Origin of the sequence: Rubritalea tangerina, assembly GCF_042683245.1 — a bacterium.
In the GTDB taxonomy this organism is placed as follows: domain Bacteria; phylum Verrucomicrobiota; class Verrucomicrobiia; order Verrucomicrobiales; family Akkermansiaceae; genus Rubritalea; species Rubritalea tangerina.
Map to the genome: position 1 here is coordinate 1 of NZ_JBHUJB010000020.1, position 26815 is coordinate 26815.

Below are 26815 nucleotides of genomic sequence, written 5' to 3' on the forward strand. Positions count from 1 at the left end.
TAGTATTGGGAATATGGTGGCGCCATCAGCGGAGTTAGCCGGTGGATCTGAGAGGTATTGAGCTAAAGCTTGCAGAGGTTAATTGCAAGTAATTTGCATAATTGTGGTGGCTCTGGAATATGTCATTTGGAAGTGGGGTAATAGTGTTAGAGCGTGTTAGATAGGGGGGGTGATTGGTGTCTATAATTTTTGAGAGGAGTTTGAGGTTGCAGGAAATTGGCCTGTGGTCTGTTATACATGGAGATTGGTAACTTGGCTCGTCGGAGTTGACCGAAGCTCACAAGGGGAGGGGTTGCTGTATAAATTAAATGAGAATGTGATCATGCCATCGAGACTGTTATTGAGAAGTGTTGTATCGTCAGTAGTGATTGGTTCACTCACGAGTTTGTCTGTATCTGCTAAGGAGCTTCCAGAAGCGAAACGTTTTGATCAGACTGATGGAGTACTGGAGAGGGCGCGAGCTATTGAAGATATTGAGTATCAGATGATGGTTCAACGCGCCACCCAGACGGCTATCTATTTCATGCCAGCAGTGGGAATGGTGGACTTTATTAAGGCAACACGGCGGATCGGAGGTGATCTCAACGATGTGGTTTATTTGAATGAGCCTTTGGGGTCAGATGATGGTTTTTTAACAGCCAATGATGTGACGGCATATTGTTGGGCGTCATTAAGTTCAGAGGCAGGAGCTTTGGTGGTAGAGGTGCCGGCAGCTAGCGAAAAGGTGAGCTATTTTGGGACGATAGTGAATGCCTGGGATCAACCGATAGAAGATGTTGGACCGTCTGGTAGAGACAAAGGCAAAGGAGGAAAGTACGTGTTATTACCGCCAAATTATGAGGGGAAGAAGTCTAAGGAAGACTTAGAGAAGGAGGGCTACTTTGTGTATGAAACTGATACTTATCAATACGGTTTTTCATTTCGGCCGAGGCTCTATGAGGGAGCGAGCGATCAGGATGCTGGCAATTATGCAAAAGGGGTGAAGATTTACCCTCTGGCCCAGGCTGACAGTCCGCCAGCGACTAAGCATATTGATGCAACTCAGAAAAGTTATGATTGCCTACCGTATTATAACTTTACCTATTTTGAGGATATCAACGACGTGGTTCAGGGGAACCCTGTGCGAGTCCAAGACAAGGCTATGACTTCGCTGCTCAAGGACTTGGGTATTGAGAAAGGGAAGCCATTTGCACCAAGTGAGAAGCAGAAGAGGGCGATGCATGAAGGTTTGTTGTTAGCTTATGCTTCGATGCAGGATTTTTTTGTAGCTGATGGGAAGGCATGTGTTCCGCTCTGGAAAGATAAGAGTGGGAAGCTCAAGTCTCAGTGGTTGGTATGGGACTTCGCAGCCGGGCAAGCGGAAGCTGGTTTCCCCTATGAGACTGAGGAATCTATCCTCGTGGATGACCGTGCTGGTGGTAGCTATTTCTGGATCACCTATTTACCCAAATACCTTGGAGGTGGGACCTTTTACCTTACTGGTTTACGCGATTCGGAAGGTGCTATGTACGACGCGCAATCCAGCTATAAATTAAATGTGCCCAAGGATACACCTGCGAAGGATTTCTGGTCAGTTATTGTCTACAGCATGGAAACCAAGAGCTTCATTCGAGACGTGGAGCGTGTGGGACTCTCATCTCGTGATGCTGACACCATGCAGGTCAACGATGATGGTTCTTACGATATCTATTTTGGTCCGAAAGCGCCTGAAGGAAAAGAGTCTAACTGGATTCCTACGGGAGAAGATTTCTTTTTGCTCTTCCGACTGTATGGCCCTGAGAGTAAGGATTTCCATAAGACGTGGATGTTAGGGGATTTGGAGAAAATCCAGAAATAAAGCGGATCAATTGTTGTGTTAGAAAAATGTATTTGTGTTAGGTCGCTTAATCGGTGGGTGTTTGAGCACTTTCGAGGAAGGCTTGGATATAATCGACTTTGGCATCCTCTTCTCGAATGCCGAGGTGGATATGTTTATGGACGCCTTTCTTACCGAGTTTGAGTGGGTGGATATCATAGCGTTCGGCGTATTCGTTGACGAGCCAGCGTGGGAGGGCGGTAACGCCACGGCCGCAGGCGACCATTTGGATCATGATTTCAGTGGTCTCGATCATTTTCTGGTATTTGACGGTTCTGCCGACTGGGGTAAGGAAGTTGGTGAAAATATCGAGGCGGTCTGAGCAGACTGGGTAGGTAAAGAGCGTTTCATCGCTGAGGTCTTCGGGTTTAACAAAGCTGCGGTCTTTGAAGGGATGTTCGCCGCTCACAACGAGGACTTGTTCGTAACCGAAGACAGGAATGAATGTGAGTTCGGGGCGTTTTACTGGGTCAGGGGTGACAATGATGTCGATTTCATGTGCAAGCAGTGCTTCTATCCCGGCGAATTGGAATTTCTGAATGACATCGAGGTCGACGGAAGGCCAGTCCTGTAGGTAGGTCTTCGTGATTTTTTGGAGCCATTGGTAGCAGGGGTGGCATTCCATTCCAATTTTGAGGATGCCTCGTTCACCACGGCTGAACTGGATGAGTTGGCCTTCGGTGCGAATGAATTGTGGTAGGAGGCGTCTTGCTGTGCTGAGCAGGTGTTGGCCGGCCTGTGTAGGAATGAGTTGCCTTCCTTTTCTTTGCCAGAGTTTGACGCCGAGTTGGTCCTCAAGTTTGGACATACTGTGGCTGAGAGCAGATTGGGTAAGGTGTAAGGACTCGGCAGCGGCCGTCATGCTTCCTTCTTTTTCAACGGCGAGAATGATTTCGAGATGGATTCTTTCTAAGTAGGTCATGACTGGAATTTTTTAGGTGGAAAGCGAGGGTGAGATTGAGAGCCTGTTAGGCTGGTGGGATTGTGATTACTTGGTGGGTGAGCCGGCTGTGGGAGTGGGGCGATGTGCTCTGCTTGATCGATCATTGGGGTGTCGGCAATCAATTAATTTTGCTCATGGATGTATGATTAATGACCATTTTTATTCATAGATCAACCCTGATAGGGTGCGAATCATGAAAGCAAAGCCACCCATGCTGCATTGGGAGTGTGGTTTGTGGAGCATATCAGAATCAAACCACAACTATTCAGAGAGAGTGATGAAAACAGAACAGAAAGTATCGGAAGAGATAGGATGCGAGTTGGGGAAGCACAAGGGGTTTAGCTACACCATCAAGAGTCTTCATTTTGATGAGAATTACCAACCGTCTGACAGTACGCGGGTCACGACGAACTTTGCGAATTTGGCGCGTGGGGAGAGTCGGCAAGAAAACTTACGCAATGCGCTCAGGATGGTTGATAGTCGATTTAATGCTTTAGCGCATTGGGACAACCCGCGAGGCGACCGATATTCTGTAGAGTTAGAAATTATCTCAGTGGATGTCGATGTTGAAGGGAAGGGGGAGACATTTCCATCGATCGAAATTTTAAAGACTAAGATCATCGACCGCAAAACACAGAAGCATATTGAGGGCATTGTGGGGAACAATTTTTCATCCTATGTGCGTGATTATGATTTCAGCGTTCTATTGCGCGAGCACAACAAGAGCCGATCGGAATTCAGCATTCCTGAAGGTTTTGGGGAGCTGCATGGGAAGTTATTTAAAGATTTTTTGGAGTCGGCGGAATACAAGGAGAACTTCAGTAAGTTGCCGGTTATTTGTTTGAGTGTTTCTGACAACAAGACCTACCAGCAAACAGAAAATCAGCACCCTGTCTTAGGGGTTGAGTATACGCCAAATGAGACGTCATTGACGGAGCAATACTTCAAGAAGATGGGTTTTGATGTGCGCTACTTTATGCCGCCTAACAGCGTAGCACCTCTGGCATTTTATTTCTTTGGCGACTTACTGAGTGATTATACCAATTTGGAATTGATAGGAACCATCAGCACGATGGAGACATTTCAAAAGATCTACCGTCCAGAGATTTATAACGCCAATGCTGTGGCTGGCAATTTGTACAAGCCGGATTTGAAGCACGCGGACCATTCACTTACTCAGATTGTTTATGATCGTGAGGAGCGCAGTCAGTTAGCTGTCAAGCAAGGGGTATTTGCAGAGGAGAATTTCATCAAGCCCTACCAAGCGATTTTGCAGCAATGGTCAGAGAATTTCGCAGTCTAACAAAAAAAGAAAATAATCAGTAAGATGAAGCAATTATTACCGACCTCGACAGCAGGAAGTTTACCGAAACCATCGTGGCTAGCGGAGCCTGAGAAGTTATGGTCGCCGTGGAAGTTAGAGGATCAGGAATTAGTAGATGGAAAAAAAGACGCCTTACGTATTTCACTACAGGAGCAATGTAATGCTGGAATTGATATTGTTGGTGATGGCGAGCAAACGCGGCAGCATTTTGTGACTACCTTTATTGAGCACTTGGATGGGGTAGACTTTGAAAAGCGAGAAACGGTAAAAATTCGTGATCGTTATGAGGCGAGTGTGCCGACGGTTGTTGGGCCGGTGAGTCGTCCTCGTTCGGTTTTTGTGGAAGATGCTCGATTTTTACGCGAGCAGACTGATCAGCCGATTAAGTGGGCATTGCCTGGGCCAATGACGATGGTCGACACGCTGTATGATGCTCATTACCAAAGCCGAGAGAAGCTCGCATCGGAGTTTGCGAAGTTACTTAACGATGAGGCACGAGAGTTAGAGGCGGTGGGTGTGGACATCATCCAATTTGACGAGCCGGCATTCAACGTCTTCTTTGAGGAGGTAAGTGAGTGGGGGGTGAAGTGTTTGGAGAGAGCCATTGAGGGGCTTCAGTGTGAGACGGCGGTTCATATTTGTTACGGGTACGGCATCAAGGCAAATACGGACTGGAAGAAATCGTTAGGAGAGGAATGGCGTCAGTACGAAGAAGTCTTTCCTCAGCTTCAGCGTTCGAATATCGATATAATTTCGTTAGAGTGTCACAACTCGCATGTTCCTATCGAGTTGATTGAGCTCATCCGTGGGAAGAAAGTGATGGTTGGGGCGATAGATGTTGCGAGTGACAAGGTTGAGACTGCTGAAGAGGTGGCTGCGACCTTACGTGAAGCGCTGAAGTATGTGGACGCCGACAAGCTCTATCCGTGTACGAACTGTGGGATGGCACCTTTATCGCGCGATGTGGCAAGGGGGAAGCTCAAGGCATTACGTGCGGGGGCTGAGATCGTAAGAAATGAACTCATGGCCTAGTGTGGTGTCAGAGAAGTTCTGCCTAAATGCCTTGTTTGCAATTTTGGTAGGACTTTCTCTGGCGTCTCATGGGGTTTACTTTATCTCTTTTGCCTAAGTAAAGGGGCGGCTAGCAAAGGCTTGAAAAGTCATTGGTAGCCGCTTCTATTGCAGTAGTTGATTATGGGAATCATAGATTTTATCACAGCGAACCTCAGCACTGTCCTAGGCTTAGTTGCCACGGGAGCATTTGCTGGAGTTTTGGCAGGCTTGCTGGGAGTGGGGGGCGGTATCGTGATTGTCCCAGTGCTATTTTTTCTTTTCCAGAGTTTTGGGGTGTCCGCGGAATCGGCGATGGTTGTGGCGACGGCTACTTCATTGGCAACGATTGTACCGACATCTATCAGCTCGATTCGGTCGCACCAGCGCAAGGGGAATGTAGACTTCGTGCTGATAAAGCGATGGGCTGGCTGCATTTTGATTGGTGTGCTTGTAGGGAGTTGGTTGGTGACGCAGGTGGATGGCAGATGGCTCACTGCGTTGTTTGGAGTGATTGCGACATTATCGGCCTTAAACATGTTATTTAGGACCGGTAAGTCAGCACTCTTTCCTCAACTGCCCGGCAGGGGGGGGCAAACGGTGATGGCGACATCGATTGGATTTTTCAGTTCGATGGTGGGTATCGGTGGCGGGACGATTTCTGTGCCTTTGCTGACAATGTATCATTACCCAGCGCATCGAGCAGTGGGGACAGCGGCTGCCATTGGGTTGATCATTTCATTACCTGGAGCTTTGACGATGTTGGTCATGGGGAGTACACCGAGTGATGCACCAGCCGGGACTTTTGGTTTGGTGAATCTGTTAGGGTTTCTTTGCATCATGCCACTGACCGTATTGTTTGCTCCGTTGGGTGTGGCCATAGCTACTCAGTTGGATGCGGCAAAATTAAAGAGGGTGTTTGCCGTGGTCTTGCTAATCACTGGCTTGCGGATGCTGGGGCAGCTCTTTCTATAGGGGCTCTCCTGATCTGCTGATTGCAAAATGCTCCTCTGCATTTTGGGAGGATGGATGCGTGATACACGCATGGCAGTCGCACTGCGTTCTCATCCCTCTCAAGGACTGCCGTAAAACAAAAAGACTCCAGCAAGCTGAAGTCATTTTTTATTTTAAGATGGCGGACAGGGAGGGATTATTGTTGCTCCGCTCCTGATCTGCAGGTTGCAAAATGCTCCTCTGCATTTTGGGAAGATGGATGCGTGACACACGCATGGCAGTCGAACTGCGTTCTCATCCCTCCCAAGGACTGCCGTAAAACAAAAAAGACTCCAGCAAGCTGGAGTCATTTTTTATTTTAAGATGGCGGACAGGGAGGGATTCGAACCCTCGGTACGCTTTCACGCACACTCGCTTTCCAGGCGAGCCCATTCGACCACTCTGGCACCTGTCCTGATATCCTGTGGTCACCTCTTGCGAGGTGGGCGGAAGCTACAGAGCGAGGAGGGGGCTGGCAATTCTTTTTTTAGAAAAATCGCCATTGGATTTTGACGTGAGGGAGGATGAGGACTAGATGGGGGGTATGGTAGGCAAGCGAGAAGGGATCATTTTATTGGATAATGGATCATTGCGGGCGGGGGCGACCTTGCAGTTAAGGCAATTAGCAGCTGCGCTAGGGAGCTGCTTGGGGCAAGAGGTGCATCCGGTTTCCTTGCTGCATTCCAGTAAGGTGGCTGCTGAGGAACTGGGAGGAGAGAAGGCGATGACTTTGGTGCCTTTTATGCGTGCGCAGAGAGAATTGGGAGTGAGCCGTTTCATTATCGTGCCTTTATTTTTTGGTCCTAGTGGGGCACTCGTGGATTACTTGCCTAAGCGTGTGAAAGATTTACATGACGAAGGTTGGGCGGAGCTTGAAGTCGAGGTTGCAGCAAGTTTGGTGCATGCAGGTGACCGGCGTGTGGCCAAAATCATGGCTGAGTTGGTCAGAGAGCGGATTGCAGAGAAGGGCTGGGTGCGACCAGCAGTGGCGATGTGTGATCATGGTACACCAGTTAGGGAAGTGAATGCTGTCAGAGAGATCGTGGCGGAGCAACTTTCTGAGGAATTGGGTGATGTAGTGAAGGTGGTGCGGGCGTGTTCTATGGAGCGGCGTGAGGGGGCGGAGTACGATTTTAACGAACCATTGTTAGAGAAGTTATTGGGTCAAGAAGGCTTCGATGGCCAGGTTGTGGTGTCGATGCTTTTTGCTGGGCCGGGTAGGCATGCAGGTGCGGGGGGCGATGTGGCGATGATCTGTGATTCAGCGAGGGAACGGTGTGAGGGCTTGGAGACAGTGATGAGTGATTTGGTTGGGAGAAAAGTTGAGGCTCTGGCGGAGGTACTGGCTGATCGCTATCGCGAGCATATTGGTGTGGTGAGAAAGTAACATTGACGTAAGAGTTGTGATCCGCTACCTCCTGCTCACAACTTAAGTGTTAGTCTACTATGCAGTTTCTCTCCCAAAAAATGACAATGACGGTATTTGCGGCCAGTGTGTTACCCATAATGGCGCAGGAAAAGGTGGAAGTCTTTTCTAGTTTGGAAAGGTATAATTACCAGACGGGTGATGCGAGCTTGAGTGTGAGATCGTACGATGGGTTCGATGACATTGGCGGGACTTCGATTGAGGAGGACAGTTTCAATGGGGTGGGTGAGTATTATGCGATCAACATCAATGGAGGTGGTGACCAGCAGATCCCCTATAGCCAGTTTTACCAGCAATATAAGCGCGGGGTGGAGTATGCAACATCGGCTGCGATGCTCGCGGCACGTCCGATTGATGCCACGTACACGCACGTTTTGCAGACGGCGGATGAGGGACGCATTGAGTTTGAGATCACGGCACCGAATGTATCCTTAGCGGACGGCATACCTGTGGACCCCTTATTCACGATTTCTGGAGTTAGTGGAACCTGGACATCAGGGAACAATGGGATTGGGCGTTTTGAGTTTGATCCGATGTCGGTGGCTGAGTTTACAATCACGCTGAATGCTTATGTAGCGCCAACAGGAGTAGGGACGCACTACACATCTCAGGTTCAGGTCAATAGTATTGGGAATGGCTTTTCTGAGGTAGATACTACTTCTAGTGGTTTGTTAGCGAGCTCGGTCGACCCGAGTGGTTTGAGCCCTTTGGTTTTGACATTTAAAAGAGGTTTGGCGGATGACGCTGAGGATGGTGACCCTACGACTTTCGGTTATCAAGACGGCTCGGTTTTTGAACTTGAGGGTGAGCATGTGAATGCTTGGTTAGAGACGGGTCCTGGATCGATTGGTGACTATGATTTTGAGCTCACAAAGGGTTTTGTGATGCAGACCGTGACTGGAATGGAAATCGCTGCAGTGGCGAGCATTCCTGAGCCTAGCACATCGGCACTTCTGATCTTGGGGATTGGCGGCAGATTGATGCGTCGTCGTCGCTAGTCTAGCGAGGTAATTATCTACGTATGTCCCCTCTGTGATGTTCTGTCACGGAGTTGGGCATTTTTTGTGGGTGGAAAGTGTGATGTGTGCATGGTGGGCACAAAAAAGCCGCAGAGTGAACTGCGGCTCGTTTTTATCGGTGGAGCGGGTAGAGGGAATCGAACCCTCCTAATCAGCTTGGAAGGCTGGAGCATTACCACTATGCTATACCCGCTTTACCGTTAGAAGATCGCCGTGCTGGCGATGTGGGAGGAGTATTAGGCTAGGCCGGAGCTTGGCTCAAGCCTAAATTTGCATAAATTTCACGTGTGGCCTTTGATTTGTTGAGTGTGTAGAAGTGGATTCCATCGACACCTGCATCGAGCAGTTCGTGGCATTGTTGTGCAGCGTAATGAATACCAATACGTTCCACCGATTCTTGGTTGCCATTTGCGCGCTCGAGGGCTCTCAAAAGTTTGGCTGGGTAGCGAGCGCCTTCAGCGAGTTCTGCCATGCGTCGCATGCCTTTTACTGAGGTAACGGGCATGATTCCTGCGATAATGGGGATATCAATGCCTGCGATTTGGCAGCGTTCACGGTAATCGAAAAAGTCGTGATTATCGAAGAATAGTTGGGTGCAGATATAATCGGCACCGGCATCGCACTTGGCTTTCATGTATTCCATTTCGAGGACTCGGTTGGGAGTGGCTGGGTGGCCTTCTGGGAATCCTGCCACGCCGATACCGAAGCCGCGAGGGTCTGGGTGGCGTCCGGAGGCGTTAAATTGTTTAATGAATGCTACGAGGTCGGATGCGTATTTGAAATCGTCGTTGGAGCGGTCGTAATTGGGCTGGTCACGTGGTGGGTCACCACGGAGTGCGAGGATATTGGAGACGCCGGCATTGGCGTAGCGGGTGAGGATGGCATCAATTTCGGCCTCGGTATGTCCGATACAGGTGAGGTGGGGGACGGGAGGGATGCCGGTGGTTTCTTTAATTCTCAGGACGAGGTCATGTGTGAGATCTCGTGTGGTGCCGCCCGCGCCGTAGGTCACGGAGACGAAGGAGGGCTGGTAGGGTTCGAGCTCTGCGATGACTTCGTAAAGTGCGTCTGAACTTTCTTGAGTTCTGGGTGGGAAGAACTCGAAGGAAAGTGATGGGCCGTCTTGGCTGAGAATGTCAAAAATGTGCATGGACGACGGAGTTGTGGAATAGATTGGGGTGGAAGCAAAGCAAAAAGAAAGTCAGCGGTTTGGAGCTGAGACTGGGGTGCTGGGCGTAAGACGGCTTGGGGAATGCGCGTAAATCCTAGGGCAAATGAGGAAAGGATTCGACAAGTTGGGATCCGTGGACGATGATACTAGCCTCAAAGCTAAGGATTAGGTTGGGAAATAGATGCTATGAAGATGAAAAACACGCTCAAACACGTTGTGCTCAGTGGTACAGCGGCTCTTACGACAGTGTTGCCGATGACGGCTGCGGAGACCGACTTCAACGAGGTGGGGAAGCAGATGTCGATTATGCTGCAGAACCGCCACTATGACCGACTTCCATTCGACGCAAAATTGAGCAACAAGATCTTCCGGATGTACGTCAATGAATTGGACTACGGTAAGATGTTTTTCACGCAAGAGGATATTGATAAGCTTGAGAAGCAATACGGTTCACGTCTTACGGAGTTGTTGTTGCACAAGGAAAGCATGCAGCCGGCGCAGGCAATTTATAACCTCTACCGCAAGCGCGTGGATGAGCGCACGGAGTACGCCAAGGCAGTATTGAGTGAGAACAAATTTGATTTTACGGGCGAGGAATCGATCAAGCGATCCCGCCGGGACTTGAAGGAGCCATCGGATAAGGGGTGGCCCGCGAATAAGGCTGAGGCTGACGCATTGTGGGATGGCATGGTGGAAGATGCGATGTTAGCTGAGACTCTTCGCCGCTCGATTATTGAGACGCGGGCGAAGGAACAGGGGAAAGAAAATCCACTGCGGGATGAGAAGCCCATCGCGGAAAAACTCAAACTCCGATACGAGCGTGTTAAGCGATCGGTTGATGATGTTGATAACGAGGATATTGCGAACTTCTTTTTATCGGCGGTGGCAAAGAGTTACGGGCCGCACACGGATTATTTCAGTGCACGTGAGATGGAGCGATTCATGTCCGGCATGAGCAATGAGTTTGTGGGTATCGGTGCATTATTGCAGGCCGAAGAGGATGGAGCGACTAAGATCATGGGGATCGTCAAAGGTGGGCCAGCGGAGACTCAAGGTGAGTTGAAGCTTAATGACCGCGTGGTAGGAGTGGACATCAACAATAGTGGCCAGATGAACGATATTATGTTCATGAAAATCGACAAGGTCGTGGATAAAATTCGCGGAGAGAAGGGGACGAGCGTGCGTCTCAAGGTGGAGCCTGCGGATGGAGGTGAGCCAAAGTTCATCGTGATTAAGCGTGGCAAGGTAGAGATGGGTGAATCCTTTGCTCAGGGCGAGATTATCGAGCGCAAGAATGTAGAGGGTGAGTTGAGCCGCATTGGGGTGATCACCTTGCCGTCGTTTTATGCGAATTTCGACACGGGAGAAACCCGTTGTTCGGTAGATGTTGAGAAGATTTTGCGTCGCTTCAACAAGGAGAAGGTGGAGGGGTTGATTTTAGACCTTCGCGGCAATGGTGGTGGATCACTTGAGGAAGTGCGTCGGATGACTGGCTTCTTCATTGGTAAGGGCCCTGTGGTTCAGGTGAAGGACTACTTGGGTCGGATAGATTTGAAGAGTGCCTACGACAAAGCTATTTTCAACAAGCCGATGGTGGTGTTGATTGATAAATCGAGTGCTTCGGCGAGTGAGATTTTGGCTGGCGCTCTGCAGGACTACAACCGTGCGATTGTGGTAGGGACAAGCTCAACCTTCGGTAAAGGGACAGTGCAGCAGCCAATGGATATTTCTCGCTTGATGCCATTTTTTGCGAATCGCGAGCGCGCTGGTTTCCTCAAGCCGACGATTCAGAAATTCTATCGTGTCTCTGGTTCATCTACTCAGAACAAGGGTGTTGAAGCGGACATCGTGTTGCCTAACATGATGGATGCCATCGATGTGGGAGAGAAGTACCTCTACTATGCCTTGGCCTACGACAAGATTCGTCGTGCACCGGGTTACAAGGCGAGTCCACGTGAGAACCTTTTCGTTGCGCAGCTCAAAGGAAAGAGTCTCGAGCGTGTGAAGCAATCGCAAGATTTTGCTTACCTTGAGGATGATGTGCAGCGCACGAAGGAAAGAATCGAGAAGAACGAGATTTCCTTAAACTTGGAAACGCGTCAGCAGGAATTGGCGGAAGCCGAGACACGCACCAAGGAACGCAACAAGGAACGCATTGTTCGCTTTGCTGAGATGCAGAAGGCTGACAAGGCAGCCATGACCTTCTACAAGGCGCATTTAGAGAATTTGAAGGACGAGAAATTGCCTGTATTTGATCCATCATCTGAGGACGACGATTACATGAGCCGTGCGAAGGATGAGATAGAAGAACTGGATATCACTCCGGAATGGCCATCGGGGCTCGATCCCGTGAAGCGCGAGAGCATTTTCATTTTGGACGACTTGATGCAGATGACGAGTCAGGCCAAGATGGCTGGCGTTCTCAACAAGTAAGCTGCAGATTTTAAGACCCACCCGCTTAGCTAGTGCGCTGAGCGGGTGTTTTATTTCATCGATGGAGGAGGACATTAAGCAGGCTCTGGCTGCCATTTTAGAAGAGGCGATGTGTCGGCTGGAGGAACTTGCTGGTGCGAAGTTTGCTCGGAGTGTGAGTGTGGGGTGGAACAAGCGGATGCGTTCGACTGCTGGGAGAGCCTTTTGGCCGGAGGCACGTGTTGAGCTCAACCCGAAGTTGCTCAGTATTAGTTTGGAAGAAGTGCGCAGAACATTACTGCACGAGTTGGCGCATTTGTTGGCGTACCACCGGTGTGGCAGACGAAGGATAGCGCCTCACGGGGTGGAATGGCAGCAGGCCTGTGCTGACTTAGGAATTCCAGGGGAGCGTGCTACCCATCAATTAGCCTTGCCGAGGAGGCTGCAAGCGAAGAAGTGGCGCTACTGTTGTCCGAGTTGCGGTGAGGCTATCGAGCGGGTGCGTAAGATGCGGCGTTATGTGGCTTGTTACAGTTGTTGTCAGAAATACAACGGGGGGAGATACAACAAGCGTTTCGAGTTAGTTGTCGAAGCGCTGTGAGTCTGAGGCTTATACCATTCCGTTTCGATCAATGGTATTAGTCGCGCACGACGACATCCCAGCCGGCGGCTTCAAATCCGGCTTTGGCAATGGGGCTGATTTTTCCGTAGATGAGGGCGCGGTATTTCATTTGGGGCATCTTGGGGGCGCGCGCGAAGTCTGCAATTTTGGGAGTCCATGCGATGAAGTCGACGGGGGCGACGACTTCGACAACCCCTTGTTTTGTGACGCCCGCTGGCATTCTCACGACAGTGGTGAGAGCAGCATAAGGAGTGGCTTTGTGTTGGGAGGAAAGTTTGTTTAACACTTGGTTGAGGTAGCGGGCTTGGTCTTTGCTTTGGCAATTTGCGGCAATTCCAAGGGCATTCACTCGGTCACCATTTTTGGGCAAGGAAGCGAGTGACTGGATGATACTGTGACGTTTTGCGATGCTGAGGTTTGGGTTGTTGAGTACAACATCGATGAGGGTGTCGCTGGCTCCCATGCTTTGCATGGTCTCGCGATCGCGCAGGAGGAGTTCACCGGGGGTGATGTCGTAAATGTCTTCTGGGAGTCCGACAGTTTTGGTAGCGGTCATTGCAGCAGATGCTCCTCCAGAGACAGCAGAGACTCCGAGTCTGAGAGGGAGGCCGCCTGCGAAAAAGGCCCAAGTGACTTTTTCCATTTCAGCTTGAAGCAGGGCGTTGTCGCTATAGGGGTCGACACCTAGCTTGCGGGCACAGTCGAGTTTGGCTTTATCGAAACCCGCGACGCTTTTGGCTGATTTGGCGAGACCTTTGCCTGAGTTTTCTATGATCTCGGCATTGGATTGTGGGTTCTTATCGCGGTTTTGCCATTTATCTTCGACTTTGTCAGCTGCGTGGCTCACGGAGGAACCGACTTTTTTGAAGAAGTGTCCGACAGTGGCGGGTGCTTTACGGAAGGCTTCCTCTGGGTCTTCGGCGATATTTTTAACGGCATCGATGGGGGCTTCGATAGATTTTTGGAGGCCTTCGGCGAAGAGGTCACTGCGGCTAGTTTCGGCGAGGACTTTGATGGCTCGGACTTCATTGAGTCGCTCGGCGAGTTCGTTCATGCCGTGGCAGCGGATTTCACCGTAGTTGGTATCGATGGTGAAATGGATCATAAAGCCATCGCTTGGGCTGAATTCGCGAATCCGATGGAGGTCGCTTTTCAGGAGGTCGGGGGGAAGGATTTCCGAGGCGCGGAATGTGGGTGGTTGCTCGTATGCCTGTGGGGTTTGGGCTTTGAGAGCGTGGCTGGAGATGAGGATAGCGGCAGCGAGCTTAGGGAGAGCGTATTTCATGGCACTAACAGATAGAATAGAGCGGGATGTGTGGCAAGGAGAAGCTACTGACGAGAGCGTCTCATTAATGTTAGGAGTGCTGGCAGAGCAATGAGGGTGGAGCTGTGTGGTTCGGGGATAACGGTGGCATCAATTTCTAGTCTCAGTGGTGCGCCGGTGAGTCCATCGGATGACCAACTGGATCCTTGGCTTCCAGAGGAATACGACTGAATGATAGGTGAGCCCATGAAATCGGTTTCGAGCAACCAAGATCCTTGATCGACACGGAAGTCACCGAAGGTGGGGGTGACTGGGTCATTGATATTGATAAAGTTTCTCCACTGGCCACCGCCATTGTCGACACCGACGACGACAAAGTAGCTAGTATTAGCTGAGAGGATGAGGTTACCTGTCCATTCTTTGGCTCCGTTGAAATCTTGGACGAGATTGAGTCGTTGGAGGTTGGCATTAGGTTCAGCGAAGCCATCGACGCTCCAGATTTCCATGAAGAGGGTACCGGCGGGGTTGAAATCTCCGATGTTTGCAGTGATGGAGTTAATTTGGTAGCTTGCGTTATCGGTGGTGATGGGGGTGGCTTGCCAGTTGAGTGGGGAGACGGTGATGGAGGTGCTTTCGATGCGGTCGGGGAGGTCATCTAGATTACTGAGAACTACGGCACCATAGCTGAGGGCTTGGAGTGAGAGGAATATGGGGAGGGAGTATTTGAGAGACATAGTGTGGTATGCTAACAGTCTCTAATAGAATGAGTCAATGAGGAACGGGTTGTGATGAAATGTAAAAAGCCTGCCGGTTTTTTCCGGGCAGGCTTTTACAAAGAATGGAGGCTCTTGCAGAGCTGCACTAGCTGAGCTGCGAGACGGCGCGCTTGATGCGTCTGATGGATTCTTCTTGGCCGAGTATTTCGAGGATGGCACCGAGATCGGGGCCACCAGCAGCGCCGGTGAGAGCGACACGCGTTGGGAACATGAGCTGGCCGGGTTTAGCGCCATTGGCTTTGGCTGTGGCGCCGATGCTCGCTTTTGCCTCATTCCAGTCGTTGAGTTCGGAGAATGCGGCAGCGAGTTTTGTGAGGAGCTCTGCGGCTGCCTCATTTTTCTGAACTTTTGCGAGGGCTTCGGAATCGAAGGGGTAGTCGGCATCATAGAAGAAGGCGATCATAGCTGGAACTTCTGTGAGGAGGCGGACTTTTTCTTGGATGGAAGCAGCGATTGCAGGGTATTGCGCATCGGGAGTGATATTGGCGGCCTCGACGTAGGGTTGGGCAGCAGCGGCGAAAGCTTCGGGACTGAGTTTTGCGAGGTGTTGCTGGTTGACCCAGCCACATTTCTCGATATCGAACTTTCCGGGGGCTCGGTTGATCGCTTCGATGGTAAATTTCTCGATGATTTCGGCAGGGCTAAAGATTTCGTTTTCATCTTTAGGTGACCAACCGAGGAGGGCGAGGAAGTTAAAGACAGCTTCGCTGGTATAGCCTTGTGTGGCGTATTCTCCCACTGCAGCGCCTTGGTCACGCTTGGACATTTTGGAGCCATCCATATTGAGGATGAGTGGGATGTGAGCGTATGCGGGTGGTTCGACGCCGAAAGCCTCGAAGAGCTGGAGGTGTTTCGGGGTATTCATGAGGTGGTCTTCGCCGCGGAGGACGTGGGTCATCCCCATTTCGATGTCATCGACCACATTAACGAAGTGGAATGTGTAGGTTCCGTCTGAGCGTTTGACGACCATGTCTGGGTTGATTGACTCATCAGTGTAGTCGACAATGACTTCACCGCAGACTAGGTCCTGCATGGTGATGGGCTTGCGTTCGAAGCGGAAGCGGTAGGCTCCATCATCTTCGTAGACACGATCTGCAGCGACAAGTTTGTCGAAGTAACGGTGGTAGATGTCTAGGCGTTCTGATTGGTTGTAGGGGCCATGGGCTCCGCCTTTCTGAGGGCCTTCATCCCAGTCCATTCCGAGCCAGCTAAGTCCTTCGAAGATGGCAGCGCGCGCTTCATCCGTATTACGTTCTTTATCTGTATCTTCGACGCGGAGGATGAAGGTGCCTCCATGTTTGCGTGCGAAGAGGTAGTTGAAAAGTGCGGTTCGTGCACCGCCCACGTGGAGGTATCCGGTAGGTGATGGGGCGAATCTGGTGCGGACTGGCTTGCTCATGGCTGTGGTTTAGATCGCCAGCATGGATTCGCCTAGAGAAAAATGTGAAATATTGTGGAGGGGTAGGTAAGTGGATCGCGGGGCTGGTTCTCGCTAGATACATGCATAGATGTAGCGGCTGAAGCTCGAGCTAGAGGTGGTAAAATGGGGGCTGTAGGGCACTTTACGCGATTTGTTTATTTCTGCTGGTTCGCGAGTCGAGGCGTGGGTGCGCGGTGGTGATGATTTTGTTTGGGGGGGCTTTTGAGTGAAAAGGGGAGTGAAAATGGGAAAATGCTCTCTTGTCTCTCTCAGCTTGCTTGTTAGCCTGCTGTCTATGAAGAAGGTGGCAGCACACTGGCAGATTTTGATCGCACTAGGTTTAGCAGTTTTGCTGGGGGTGATATTTAGGAATTTCTCGATAGCGTATGGTGGGGAATCTAGTTTCACGGAATTTGCGAGCAAGACGATAGCGACGAGCACATTTATTGGCGACATGTTCATGAGTGCGTTGAAGATGATCATCGTGCCATTGATTGTGAGTTCGATCATTGCGGGGATTGGAGCGTTGGGAGGAGTGAAGGGGTTTGGGCGGATGGGCTTGAAGACTGTGGGGTTCTACACCTTGACGTCTTTGGCTGCCATTTTGGTGGGTTTGAGTGTGGTGAATTTATTTGAGCCAGGTTTGGTCAACGGGCAGCCGAACGAGGAGATTCGCGCGGCATTTGACCGGAGTGTGGATGAAGCTTCTGAGAAGGATTTGGCAAAGGTAGAGGCTGCAAATGAGAAGCAAGCAACTGACTATCTTGATTTTTTCAAGAAGCTCTTTCCACCCAATATCATCAGTGCGGCTAGCGACAATGGCCAGATGTTAGGGCTGATTGTATTTAGTATTTTATTTGGAGTGGCGATGACGAGGTTGCCGACCAAGGAGATGACGACGCTGCAGGGGACGGTGCAGGGGATTAATGATGTGATGATTTTGATCACGCGTTGGATCATGATGTTAGCTCCAGTGGGTGTATTTGCATTGATGTTCCCGGTAGTTTACAAGTCTGGTTGGCAAATTTTCATTGAGATGGGCAGTTATTTTGGGACGGTGCTAACAGCTTTGGCGGTTCACATGTTCATTACGCTGCCATTGATTTTGAAGTTTGTGGGTGGGTTGAACCCTTTATCGCATTTCAAGGCAATGCAGACGGCATTGTTGACGGCGTTTTCGACGGCCTCTTCCTCAGCGACATTGCCAGTGACGATGCGGTGTGTGCAGGAGAATGCAGGAGTGAGTAAGCGCACTTCGAGTTTTACCTTACCCTTAGGGGCGACGGTGAACATGGATGGCACGGCTCTCTACGAGTGTGTTGCAGTTATCTTTGTGGCGCAGGTGATGGGAGTGGATATGAGTTTTGGCCAACAATTTGTGGTGGTGGCTGCCGCATTGCTCACTAGTATTGGTGTAGCAGGGGTGCCATCTGCAAGCTTGGTGGCGATTTTGTTAATCTTGAAAAACTCTAACATCGACGGAGCTGAGACAGCGGTTGTGGCATTATTGAGTGTGGATCGATTGCTCGACATGTCGCGCACTGCAGTGAACGTGTTTGGTGACAGCTGTGCGGCAGTCGTGGTGGGAGCTAGTGAGGGAGAAAAGGTGTTACAGGGTGATTTGCACCATTTTGAGGAAGACATCGAAGAAGAGGGTGACCGTCTGATGCATGATGATCGATGAGTGCTGAGCAGGTCTTAGTTCTAGCTATTTCAGCTTTCTGCCTAGGGGTATCGAAGGCTGGATTTTCTGGCGTATCGCTGATTTCAGTTTTTTTATTAGCGGAGCATTTTGGGGCGAAGGCATCATTGGGTTTGGCATTACCCATGATGTTGGCGGCCGACTTGATGGTGTACCCCTTGTTTCGGAAGTATGGTAGTTGGGGGCCTGTTTGGAAATTTTTGTGGCCGGCCTTGATTGGAATGGGAGTGGCTTTATGGGGACTGAGTGCGTTATCGAACGAGGTTGTTCGGGTAATGATTGGGTGGATTATATTGGGGATGGTAGCGATTCAATCATTCAAGAAGTGGGCGCCAAAGGCGTTTGATCGGATGGCGCATTCACATGGATTTGGGATTGGGGCGGGTGTCTGTGGTGGGGTGGCAACGATGATGGCGAACGCGGCTGGGCCGATAATGCAATTGTATTTGCTTTCAAAGAAGATGCCTAAGATGGAGTTGATCGGAGTGGGGGCGCGTTTTTTCTTATTGGTCAATTTACTGAAGATGCCATTGAATGCGGGCTTGGATTTGATCAGCTGGGAGAGTTTGCGATGGAATGCGTGGATGTTACCGGCGATTGCGATTGGGGTGCTTTTAGGGAAGAAATTGTTAGTGAAGGTACCTCAGCGTGCATTTGAAGCGATGGTGGTGGTGTTTTCTTTGATTGCGGGATTACGTTTGGCTTTTGGATGATTAGGCATGGGAAAATAGCGGGGCCATTGTAATGGCTGTGAGTAGTGAACAGATGGCAGAGTATCTGCATGAAATTCCCCAATGTTAGAAAACCACCAACTGATCCAGGAAATGGAATGGGTTTGTATGAGCCGAGTCTTCGCGGGAGTGGCGTCTCTGGTGCTTGTCGCTATGAGAATCCGCTGCACGAGAAGATTGGTAAAAAGGTAGCGAAGTGTTGTTACGCGTTAAGTTACGGCTACCACCTGATTGTATTTCCAGTGATGACTGGTGTGGTATTGACGCTAGATAGAGCGCATTTTGCGAACTTGATGATGATGTATTGGCTCATAGGTTTGATTGGAGGTGTGATTCTACTGGGCCTTGGGCGTTTGGTATCGAACCACCTGACGCGCAAGGAAGAGCATTTATCCTACAAGGCACTGACTGTACTCTTTGCAGGTGCGGTGGTTCAGTTACTAGTGATCGCCAGTATCGGGTATATGGTGAGCTAAATGGGGACTATGAGGTGGGGAGTTTTCCCAGATGAGGCATGGGTATGCTGTCCTTGATAGAAAAGAGAGCGATGTGGCGGTCGACGGATTTGTCGGGGGCGTCTGGGATGATACGCGAATGTGGGTTTCTGAGTGTGCTGATAAGTTGTCCGCCTAATGCTGAGATGGCGTGGACTGCTTGTAGGTGTTCTTGGTCGAAGTAGGAGGTAATGACGAGGGTACCATTGGGGCTGAGTCTATGGAGGGCGTTGTCATAGATGCGGTGCCAGACTTCGGCGCCATTCCAGTAGTTTTGGTGGCGCATAAAGATGAGGTCGTATGGGCCGTCTAGGGTATGGACGTGATTGAGTTGGCTAGCATTTTGAGTAAGGAAGTGGGCTGTGGCGTGAGGGAGATTTCCCCATCTTTGGTTAGCTTCACCAATTTCTCGGCTACGGATATCGAGGCCCGTGATTTCTAATTGGTGGCAGAGTGGAGCGAGGGTATCGGCGAGAATCCCTGTTTCATCGGCTCTTCCGCATGCCATATTGAGGAGGCGGATGCAGGGAGTGGGTGCGGGGTAGCGTTCTGCAAAAAGTGGAGCGAGGAGTCGCTTGAGCTGGAGGAGGTCGGCTTGGGTGTGTGGGTTGGAGAAGGGCAGAGGCATGTGGGCAGTGATGGATGAGTACGCAGGGCATCTTAACAAGTTTCAAGAGTTGATGCGGATAAATTGTTGGGTAGCAGGTAGGGCTGTGCTAGAAGAGGTGTATGAAGTGCTTGTTTCAGTTGATTTTAGCTTATCTTTTCAGTTTTTCTCTTGTGGCGCAGGAGCAGGAGCCTGAGACGACAGCGCCTGTGGCAGGGGCTGATAGTTACACAGACAAGGTGGTGGTGATTAAGGTAGGGGAAAAGTCATTGATGAATAAGCATTCATTTAAGTACTGGCGCAAGGTGATGCGACGGGCCCAGGACCAGAAAGCGAAGGCGGTGGTGTTTGATATTGATACGCCGGGTGGTTACGCGATTGAGACGGCTGATTTGATTACGCGCGTGATGCCCGATTTGACGATTCCATCGATAGCTTTTGTGAATCCGGAAGCGACGAGTGCTGGTTCGATGATCGCATTTGGTTGTGACAAGATTTACATGCACCCTAGGGGGACGATTGGTTCGACGGGGATTGTGGCAGGAGGTGGTGGGGAGATTGACCCGGTAATGCGTTCAAAAATCGAGTCACTTTTTTCTTCTTACATCAAGATTGTGGCGAAAGAGAAGGGGCGGAATGCTGACGTGATGAAAGCAATGATGTTTCGTGATCAAGAATATGAATTCGCTGACGGCAAAGTTAAAGTTGCGAAGGGTGAGTTGTTAAATTTGATAGCTGACGAAGCAGTATTGTTAGTAGATGGGAAGCCTTTGTTAGCGGATGGAATCTGTAAGGATTTAGAGGAGGTACTGAAGGCTGAGGGCTTGGAGGGTACAGAGGTGGTGGTGGCAGAGCCGAAGGGTTTGGAGGCATTTGCGCACTGGGTTGGCTTGGTCTCACCTTTATTGATCAGCATAGGAGTCTTAGCATTATTTATGGAGTTCAAGACACCGGGGATTGGTATTTTTGGGGTTGTGGCTTTGGTGGCCTTTGCATTGTTTTTTGTGGGTAACAACATTGATGGGAATGTGAGTGGAAGTTGGTTATTTGTGTTATTTATCGCTGGCTTGATTTTGGTTATTTTGGAGTTTTGGGTGATCCCTGGGACTTTCGTGGCGGGAGCTGTGGGGGTAGTTATGATGGGGGCGGCTCTGATCTTGGCGATGGTCGATGTGGATATGCTAGATAGTTTTAAGGACACCAAGGATGGATTGATTGGTTTTACAGCGTTGTTGGGCTGGCCGTTGATTTATATGACTATGGGATTATTTATTGCGGTATTGGGGAGTTTTGTGGCGATGCGTTTCATGCCTGTGATGCCGATGTATGGGAGTCTAGCAGTGGAGGCGGAGCTGGCATCAGGCACTGGTGAAGAGAACCATAACGATGAGTTAGTGGGCAAAGAAGGAATGACAGTGACTGAGTTACGTCCGTCTGGGCGCGTACGCATTGATGGGGAGATTCACGAGGTTGTGAGCCAGGCTGGCTTTGTGGAGGTGGATGCTAAAGTGAGAGTAGTTTCTGCTGATGGCATGAGGATTTTAGTGGATCTCGTCGGCTGATCTTGATTGCATAGGTTGATGCAGGGGAATAGTTCATTTCAAGCGACTCGCTGGACATTAGTTCAGCAGATCAAGGAGTCTAACGCAGCAGACGCTCAAGAGGCGTTGAATGTGTTATGCAGCATGTACTGGAGGCCTCTGTATGCATTTGCTCGAGGTTATGGTCGCAGCATGGAAGATGCGGAGGATGTGGTGCAGGGGTTTATGGCAAAGGGGATTGAGAAGGCATTATTTTCTGCTGCTGATAAGGAGAAGGGAAAAATGCGCACTTTTTTGCTGACTGCATTCAAGCGGTATTTACGTGATGAGCACGTAAAGTCGACGGCACAGAAGCGTGGAGATGGCAAGGTTGACACGACGGATATAGCAGCTGAGGAAGAACGTTGGGCGGATAGTGATGCAGTGGATCCGACAGCGAGTTTTGATAAGCGTTGGGCAATCATTGTTGTGGAGAGTGCCAGAGAGCAGTTAGAGAAAAAGTACGAGAGTGAGGGGAAGACTGAATTGTATGAGGCGCTGGCGGATAGTTTGACTGGCGAGTTAGAAGAAAGCTACCAGAGTATTGCAGATAGGCTGGAGATATCACTCTCGGCAGTGAAAGTGGGAGTGCACCGCTTGAGAAAGCGCTTTGGGGAGATGTTACGAGCTGAGATTGTGGAGACGATAGGTGAGGGTGAGGACCCTGATCAAGAATTGCGCTATTTGATAGGTATTTTAAGTGACTAGTGGGCTTGTGAGTGAGCAAGAGAAAAAGGGGCTGGAGAAAGCGGACGCGCAGAAGATGCTTTCGTGGGCATTGACCGATAAATTAGAGGGGACGCCTAATGATGCGGACCCGGATCTGCCTGGCTTTGAGATCTTAAACATATTAGGTCGGGGTGGAATGGGGACGGTGTACAAGGCCCGTCACGATGGTCTGGGGCGGACGGTGGCACTAAAAGTATTTACTGCGCGTGGTGGTGGCGACCACGAACTTTTCATTGAGCGATTGAAGCGTGAGGGGCGGTTGATGGCGCAACTGGAGCACCCGAATGTTTTAGGGATTTATGATGCGGACATGCTTTCTGACGGGACCCCTTACCTAGTGTTAGAGTATGTCAAGGGTGACGACTTACAGAAGCGGATTTATGAGAGCAAGCGGTTGAAGTTAAAAGAGGCGATTCGAGTGGCGGTGAAGGTATGCAATGGGATATCTGCGGTTCACTCCCTTGGGGTAATTCACCGGGACATCAAGCCTGCGAACGTATTGTTAGGTGATGATGGGTCTGTGAAGGTGACCGACTTTGGCGTTTCAAAGGAGACGAGTGCTGAGGACCGCACGGCATTGACGATGACAGGAACGGCGATTGGAACAGTGGATTACATGTCTCCTGAGCAATCGAATGGGGGGACTGTGGATGAGCGTTCGGACATTTATAGCATTGGGGTGATGCTGTACGAGATGATAGCTGGGGTAACGCCGAGAGGCGCTTTTGAGCCTTTGGCTAAGTATGGAGCTCCTAAGGATCTGGATCGTCTGGTGATGCGGTGTTTACAGCGCGATCCAAACAAGCGGCCAGATTCGGCAGCGAGTGTGGCGATGCAGTTAAAGAGGGTGTATAAGCAGTTGCGGGGGAGGAAGGTTCAGAAGGCGAGTTCGGGGATTTATGCCGCTTTAGCGGGCTTGGCCTGTATAGGGGTATTGGCGATGTTTATAGCTAGAGAGATTCGGGAGAAGAAGTCGGGTGGTGAGGTGATTGGTTCGAGTGGTGGTGGCGTTGTTACTGGTGGAGCTGTGGCGCAGGCCAAAGAAGGGGTAAAAGTATATGGACAATGGATTGATTTAGTGGATGGGCTGGATGTGCAAGAGGCCTCGTTGAGCGGGCAATGGTGGAAGCATGAAAACAAATTAATCACGAACAGCTCGACGGCAGCTTTGATAGAATTTGCTGAGCCGGTGAGTGGGCGTTATGCGGTACGCTTGAACTTTACGAGGGTGTCTGGTGAAGGAACGATTGTTGTGGTGTTGCCTACTGAGTTGGGGAGCTTGAGTGTTGTGTTAGGTTCGGATTCGATTGAAATTCCAGAGTTAGGTGAGGGCAGTAAGGGCGTAAGTGAAAAGCGTCTGCATGATTTACAGTTGGGAGTGGCTTACTCTTTAACAATTGATGTTCGGGGGGGGAAGGTGATTGGAAAGTTGGACGATGCGACTTGGGCAGAATGGCAGTTAGAGGAACCGCTGCGTGTATTACCTCGGAGGTGGAGGAGGGTGGATGAGGGAAGGATTGGGCTTGGAGTGACTGGCGCTCAAGTGATTTTCAATGAGAGCAAGGTAGTGCATCGGGAGCCTAAGTAGCAGGAAGGAATAGGTTTTATCGGTCGATCTGAGGCCGCCAGCTAAAACATAAAAAGCTGGCAAGGATTTTGCCAGCTTTGAGGTGGTGTGGGGGCTTGTTATAGAATTACGAACTGGTATTTGGTGGGGGGAGTTGTGGTGTTATTCCATCTCTCGACTCAAAATAGAGGAATGGAGGGTGGTTACGTCTTGATACTCTGTATGCTCATTTCGACCATTCGTCCGTTCCGGTGCATTCAATGGTATTACTTGAGCTGAGGGTCGCGGATGATGAACCAGCTTTCTTGGTCGGCATTGACGGTGATGCGGATGGATTTGACAGGTGTTAGTTTATCAAATGTTAGGGTGGCGGTGCCGAGTGCAAACACAGTCTTTGAGGAGAAGTTCTTACCATCGCTTGAGTATTCGACAATGCCGTTGGCAATGATGTCATCATTACTGTTAGATTTGCCTGTTGGGACAACGATTTCGCGTAATTTCTGAGCATTTTCGAATGTTATCGTGACTGAGTCTCCTTTTTTTGCACCACGTGACGACCAGAAATAGGTATTACGATCCCAGTCGGTAAGTTTATTAGAGGAATGGTTACCGTAGTTGGGGACTTCGGTAGAAACCGAGCTATTGATGGGTTCGATGTATGGTGAGCGATCGAAGGTGATGTGGCCTTTAGATTGTTCACCAGTGGCTTTATTTTTGAGGACGAGTTGGTAGTGTGCGCCTTTGGTGAAGGTGGGGAGGTTTAGGCGGACAAGTTGTCTACGTTGTTTATTATCGAGGGTGAATGGTGTTGCGGTGGCGACAGCTTTACCATCTTTGAGCAAGGTGATTTCAGAGAAGTTGAGCCCATGTTTGCCGCGAGTGTGGGAGAATTCAGCGATCCAGGGTCCAGCTTGGTCAATGACATCGCTGAGCTCGATTTCGAAGGTGCCGCTTTGTTTAAACTCCCAGTTGAAAACAGGGGCTTTGTTAGCACCGCGTTCGACTTTGCTAAGACGTCCATCTGGACGGATGTGGCGGTAGCGCAGGGCATTCAACTTGTCTACGGGTATAGCTTGTCCGTTGTAGACAGAGCTTTGAGCGGATGGGGCAGAGCCGTCGAGGGTGTATAGGACTTTGGCGTTTGGGTAGGGTGGGTTGATAGTGACTTCACCCTTGGCTTGGGTGGCTGAGGGAGGTTTGACGCGGTACTGGACTTGTACTGTGTCGAGGTAGTCGAGGTGCTTACCTAAGCGTGCATTGAACTGATCCCAATCGCGCTTTGACTGTTTGGTCCAAGCGACTTCGGAAGTGGCACATGCGCGTGGCCAGAGTTTGTAGTCGGCGTTTGCGGGGTCTGGGACAAATTCGGTCCAGAGGGCGCATTGAATGCCTTTGATGCGCTTTTGTTCATCGGCGTTGAGTTGGCCATCGAAGACGGGGTTCCATTGGTAGGCATTCTGGGTGGAGACGATACCAGCCCACCAATGGCCAGTTTCGGAGTGGCCTGGGTATTTCATGTCGAAATAGCAATGGGGGCCGACAGCCATGATTGTGGGGTGGCCTTTTCTGGCGGCGTGGAGTCCTGCGCCGACGCTAATCCATGCCATGACCCCGGTGTCTTTAGAGAGGTGGCCGCCGTGCATGATTTCGTTCCATCCCATCATGGTTCGATCATGTTTTTTGAGAATTTTTTCGAGACGGAGCATGAACATGTTTTGGAGTTGGCTGGGGTGTTTCATCCCGTGTTTTTTCATATACTGACGGTGTTCTGGGGATGCCTTCCAGGAATTGACGTTCACTTCATCGCCGCCGATGTGGATATATTTTGAAGGGAACAAGGCTGCGATTTCGCCGAAGATGGTATCGAGCATTGTATAGTTTTCTTCACGGACGACGGAGAGGACATTTTGTTTGTATCCGTGGAGGCCTTTTTCCGTGTCTTGGTCGGTGGTGGGGAGGGTTTCTGGGTAAGAAGTGGTGATGGCGAGAGCGTGGCCAGGGACATCGATTTCGGGCAGAATTTCGATATGGCGAGCTTTGGCGTAGGCGACGATTTCGGCAATATCTTTTTGGGTGTAGTGGCCGGAGTACTTCGGGCCATCGGGGTCATTTTTATTTTTTTTATCCCAATCGGGTGTGGGGATCTGGGTGCCAGCGCCGCGGTGTGAGCCAATTTCTGTGAGCTTTGGATAGGCTTTAATTTCGATGCGCCAGCCTTGGTCGTCAGTAAGATGCCAATGGAAGACATTGAGCTTATGAGCGGCCATGGTGTCTAGCAGGTGCATGATGTATTTTTTACCCATGAAGTGTCTGGCTTCATCGAGCATGAGACCGCGCCAGGCGAAGCGGGGGCTGTCCTCTATCTTGGTGTAGGGGAGGCTGGTGGTACCATTGTTGTCCTCGGCTAGCTGGAGGAGGGTTTGTGTTGCGTAGAAGATTCCGGTGTTGGTTGCGGCGCGCAAGAGAATGCCATCTTGGTTGACTTCTAACTGATAGGCCTCATCTCCAAGTGTGTTTTTGAGGGTGGGGTCTAGGGTGATGTTGAGAGTCGTGTTTTGTGTGTTTGGTGTGGCATTCCAGCGTTGTTTTACTGCTTTTTGAAGCAGGTCGACTTCTGAATTTAGGCTCTGAGGTGCAGTGATTTTGAGCTCTCCCTGGAAGCTGAGTTTCCCCTCTTGGAAGTTAAGCTTATTGGGTAAAGGAATGAGAGAAGGGGCCGCTGTGGTGGTGAGGGGAAGGCAAAGGGCGCAGGTGGCCGTAGCTAAAAACTGAAGGGTAGGTGTCATCATCTGTATTGTTTGTTGCGCTTAAGAACAGCGTGGGTGGTTGGATTCTTAACAGCGATTTCCTAACGTAGTTATACCATCTCTCGACTCGGAATAGACGAATGGGGTGTGGTAAGGTCTTGTAATTTTGCGCTGCGCGATTTTAGAGTGTATCGGATTATCTTGCATAATGTCATTGTTGTCATTCAGTTGTGATGCCCACCTCACGCCTTCACTCCGCCTTGATATTCTGCAAGCTCATCCCGACCATTCGTCCATTCCGTTTCGATCAATGGTATTATGAGGGGGGAACTTTCAGATGGGAGGCGTAGGGTGATGAGACAAAAAAATCCCACAGTTCCGGA

Annotated in this window: 21 protein-coding genes and 2 tRNA genes; 14 read left to right on the forward strand and 9 right to left on the reverse strand. The window is 50.2% G+C overall.

Annotated elements, in window-relative coordinates; genetic code table 11:
* Nucleotides 1-322 precede the first annotated feature (322 nt).
* Nucleotides 323-1837, forward strand: coding sequence for a DUF1214 domain-containing protein (locus ACFSW8_RS03835; protein WP_377177493.1), 1515 nt, complete (start codon nt 323-325; stop codon nt 1835-1837).
* Between the two features lie 46 nt (nt 1838-1883).
* Here the strand turns inward: ACFSW8_RS03835 and ACFSW8_RS03840 are convergent, their stop codons facing one another.
* Nucleotides 1884-2777 (reverse strand): LysR family transcriptional regulator, encoded by an 894-nt coding sequence (locus tag ACFSW8_RS03840; protein ID WP_377088774.1) that lies wholly within the window; start codon nt 2775-2777, stop codon nt 1884-1886.
* A gap of 298 nt (nt 2778-3075) precedes the next feature.
* Here ACFSW8_RS03840 and ACFSW8_RS03845 point away from each other — a divergent pair, with 298 nt between their 5' ends.
* The 3 genes from ACFSW8_RS03845 (at nt 3076) to ACFSW8_RS03855 (ending at nt 6147) form a co-directional block, all read left to right on the forward strand.
* Nucleotides 3076-4101, forward strand: coding sequence for a DUF1852 domain-containing protein (locus tag ACFSW8_RS03845; protein WP_377091434.1), 1026 nt, complete (start codon nt 3076-3078; stop codon nt 4099-4101).
* Between the two features lie 24 nt (nt 4102-4125).
* The gene (locus tag ACFSW8_RS03850) at nt 4126-5154 is read left to right on the forward strand and encodes a methionine synthase (protein WP_377088776.1); all 1029 of its coding nucleotides are present in this window, start codon (nt 4126-4128) and stop codon (nt 5152-5154) included.
* 162 nt (nt 5155-5316) lie between these two features.
* Nucleotides 5317-6147: a sulfite exporter TauE/SafE family protein gene (locus ACFSW8_RS03855; protein ID WP_377088777.1), complete on the forward strand. Its 831-nt coding sequence runs from the start codon at nt 5317-5319 to the stop codon at nt 6145-6147.
* A 343-nt stretch (nt 6148-6490) separates the two neighbouring features.
* On the opposite strand, the gene ACFSW8_RS03860 is transcribed toward ACFSW8_RS03855, so the two are convergent.
* Nucleotides 6491-6580 (reverse strand) — tRNA-Ser (locus ACFSW8_RS03860).
* 129 nt (nt 6581-6709) lie between these two features.
* Here ACFSW8_RS03860 and ACFSW8_RS03865 point away from each other — a divergent pair.
* Nucleotides 6710-7552 carry a sirohydrochlorin chelatase gene (locus ACFSW8_RS03865; protein WP_377088779.1) on the forward strand — a complete coding sequence of 281 codons (843 nt, stop codon included), beginning with the start codon at nt 6710-6712 and terminating at the stop codon, nt 7550-7552.
* Nucleotides 7553-7611: 59 nt separating this feature from the next.
* Nucleotides 7612-8589: a PEP-CTERM sorting domain-containing protein gene (locus tag ACFSW8_RS03870; RefSeq protein WP_377088780.1), complete on the forward strand. Its 978-nt coding sequence runs from the start codon at nt 7612-7614 to the stop codon at nt 8587-8589.
* 140 nt (nt 8590-8729) lie between these two features.
* On the opposite strand, the gene ACFSW8_RS03875 is transcribed toward ACFSW8_RS03870, so the two are convergent.
* Both ACFSW8_RS03875 and metF read right to left on the reverse strand, forming a co-directional pair.
* A tRNA-Gly gene (locus tag ACFSW8_RS03875) sits at nt 8730-8803 on the reverse strand.
* 48 nt (nt 8804-8851) lie between these two features.
* Nucleotides 8852-9760: a methylenetetrahydrofolate reductase [NAD(P)H] gene (gene metF / locus ACFSW8_RS03880; RefSeq protein ID WP_377088782.1), complete on the reverse strand. Its 909-nt coding sequence runs from the start codon at nt 9758-9760 to the stop codon at nt 8852-8854.
* A 207-nt stretch (nt 9761-9967) separates the two neighbouring features.
* On the opposite strand from metF, the gene ACFSW8_RS03885 reads away from it, so the two are divergent.
* Together ACFSW8_RS03885 and ACFSW8_RS03890 are read left to right on the forward strand one after the other, a co-directional pair.
* On the forward strand, nt 9968-12214 hold the full coding sequence (locus tag ACFSW8_RS03885) for a carboxy terminal-processing peptidase (RefSeq protein ID WP_377177495.1): 2247 nt from the start codon (nt 9968-9970) through the stop codon (nt 12212-12214).
* Between the two features lie 61 nt (nt 12215-12275).
* The gene (locus tag ACFSW8_RS03890; protein ID WP_377088785.1) at nt 12276-12794 is read left to right on the forward strand and encodes a SprT family zinc-dependent metalloprotease; all 519 of its coding nucleotides are present in this window, start codon (nt 12276-12278) and stop codon (nt 12792-12794) included.
* Nucleotides 12795-12831: 37 nt separating this feature from the next.
* Here ACFSW8_RS03890 and ACFSW8_RS03895 read toward each other — a convergent pair whose 3' ends face one another.
* From ACFSW8_RS03895 to ACFSW8_RS03905, 3 genes are all read right to left on the reverse strand, one after another.
* Nucleotides 12832-14100, reverse strand: a complete 1269-nt coding sequence (locus ACFSW8_RS03895) for a hypothetical protein (protein WP_377088786.1) — start codon at nt 14098-14100, stop codon at nt 12832-12834.
* A gap of 44 nt (nt 14101-14144) precedes the next feature.
* Complete coding sequence (locus ACFSW8_RS03900; RefSeq protein WP_377088787.1) at nt 14145-14813, reverse strand: choice-of-anchor R domain-containing protein; 669 nt, start codon at nt 14811-14813, stop codon at nt 14145-14147.
* A 127-nt stretch (nt 14814-14940) separates the two neighbouring features.
* Nucleotides 14941-16254, reverse strand: coding sequence for a glutamate--tRNA ligase (locus tag ACFSW8_RS03905; RefSeq protein WP_377177497.1), 1314 nt, complete (start codon nt 16252-16254; stop codon nt 14941-14943).
* A 316-nt stretch (nt 16255-16570) separates the two neighbouring features.
* On the opposite strand from ACFSW8_RS03905, the gene ACFSW8_RS03910 reads away from it, so the two are divergent.
* From ACFSW8_RS03910 to ACFSW8_RS03920, 3 genes are all read left to right on the forward strand, one after another.
* The gene (locus ACFSW8_RS03910; protein ID WP_377091437.1) at nt 16571-17959 is read left to right on the forward strand and encodes a dicarboxylate/amino acid:cation symporter; all 1389 of its coding nucleotides are present in this window, start codon (nt 16571-16573) and stop codon (nt 17957-17959) included.
* The gene (locus ACFSW8_RS03915) at nt 17956-18690 is read left to right on the forward strand and encodes a sulfite exporter TauE/SafE family protein (protein ID WP_377088789.1); all 735 of its coding nucleotides are present in this window, start codon (nt 17956-17958) and stop codon (nt 18688-18690) included. Before ACFSW8_RS03910 ends, ACFSW8_RS03915 begins: the two co-directional genes overlap by 4 nt.
* A gap of 68 nt (nt 18691-18758) precedes the next feature.
* Nucleotides 18759-19184, forward strand: coding sequence for a hypothetical protein (locus tag ACFSW8_RS03920; RefSeq protein ID WP_377177499.1), 426 nt, complete (start codon nt 18759-18761; stop codon nt 19182-19184).
* Between the two features lie 7 nt (nt 19185-19191).
* On the opposite strand, the gene ACFSW8_RS03925 is transcribed toward ACFSW8_RS03920, so the two are convergent.
* Nucleotides 19192-19830, reverse strand: a complete 639-nt coding sequence (locus tag ACFSW8_RS03925; protein ID WP_377088791.1) for a class I SAM-dependent methyltransferase — start codon at nt 19828-19830, stop codon at nt 19192-19194.
* Between the two features lie 101 nt (nt 19831-19931).
* Between ACFSW8_RS03925 and ACFSW8_RS03930 the strand changes: the two genes are divergently transcribed.
* From ACFSW8_RS03930 to ACFSW8_RS03940, 3 genes are read left to right on the forward strand one after another with little or no spacing between them, the layout of a single operon-like run.
* Entirely contained in the window at nt 19932-21371 is a 1440-nt protein-coding gene (locus tag ACFSW8_RS03930; RefSeq protein WP_377177501.1) for an NfeD family protein, read from the forward strand.
* A gap of 18 nt (nt 21372-21389) precedes the next feature.
* Nucleotides 21390-22097: an RNA polymerase sigma factor gene (locus ACFSW8_RS03935; protein ID WP_377177503.1), complete on the forward strand. Its 708-nt coding sequence runs from the start codon at nt 21390-21392 to the stop codon at nt 22095-22097.
* A gap of 7 nt (nt 22098-22104) precedes the next feature.
* The gene (locus ACFSW8_RS03940) at nt 22105-23706 is read left to right on the forward strand and encodes a serine/threonine protein kinase (protein ID WP_377177505.1); all 1602 of its coding nucleotides are present in this window, start codon (nt 22105-22107) and stop codon (nt 23704-23706) included.
* Between the two features lie 245 nt (nt 23707-23951).
* Here ACFSW8_RS03940 and ACFSW8_RS03945 read toward each other — a convergent pair whose 3' ends face one another.
* Entirely contained in the window at nt 23952-26474 is a 2523-nt protein-coding gene (locus ACFSW8_RS03945) for a glycoside hydrolase family 20 protein (RefSeq protein WP_377088797.1), read from the reverse strand.
* Nucleotides 26475-26815: the final 341 nt, after the last annotated feature.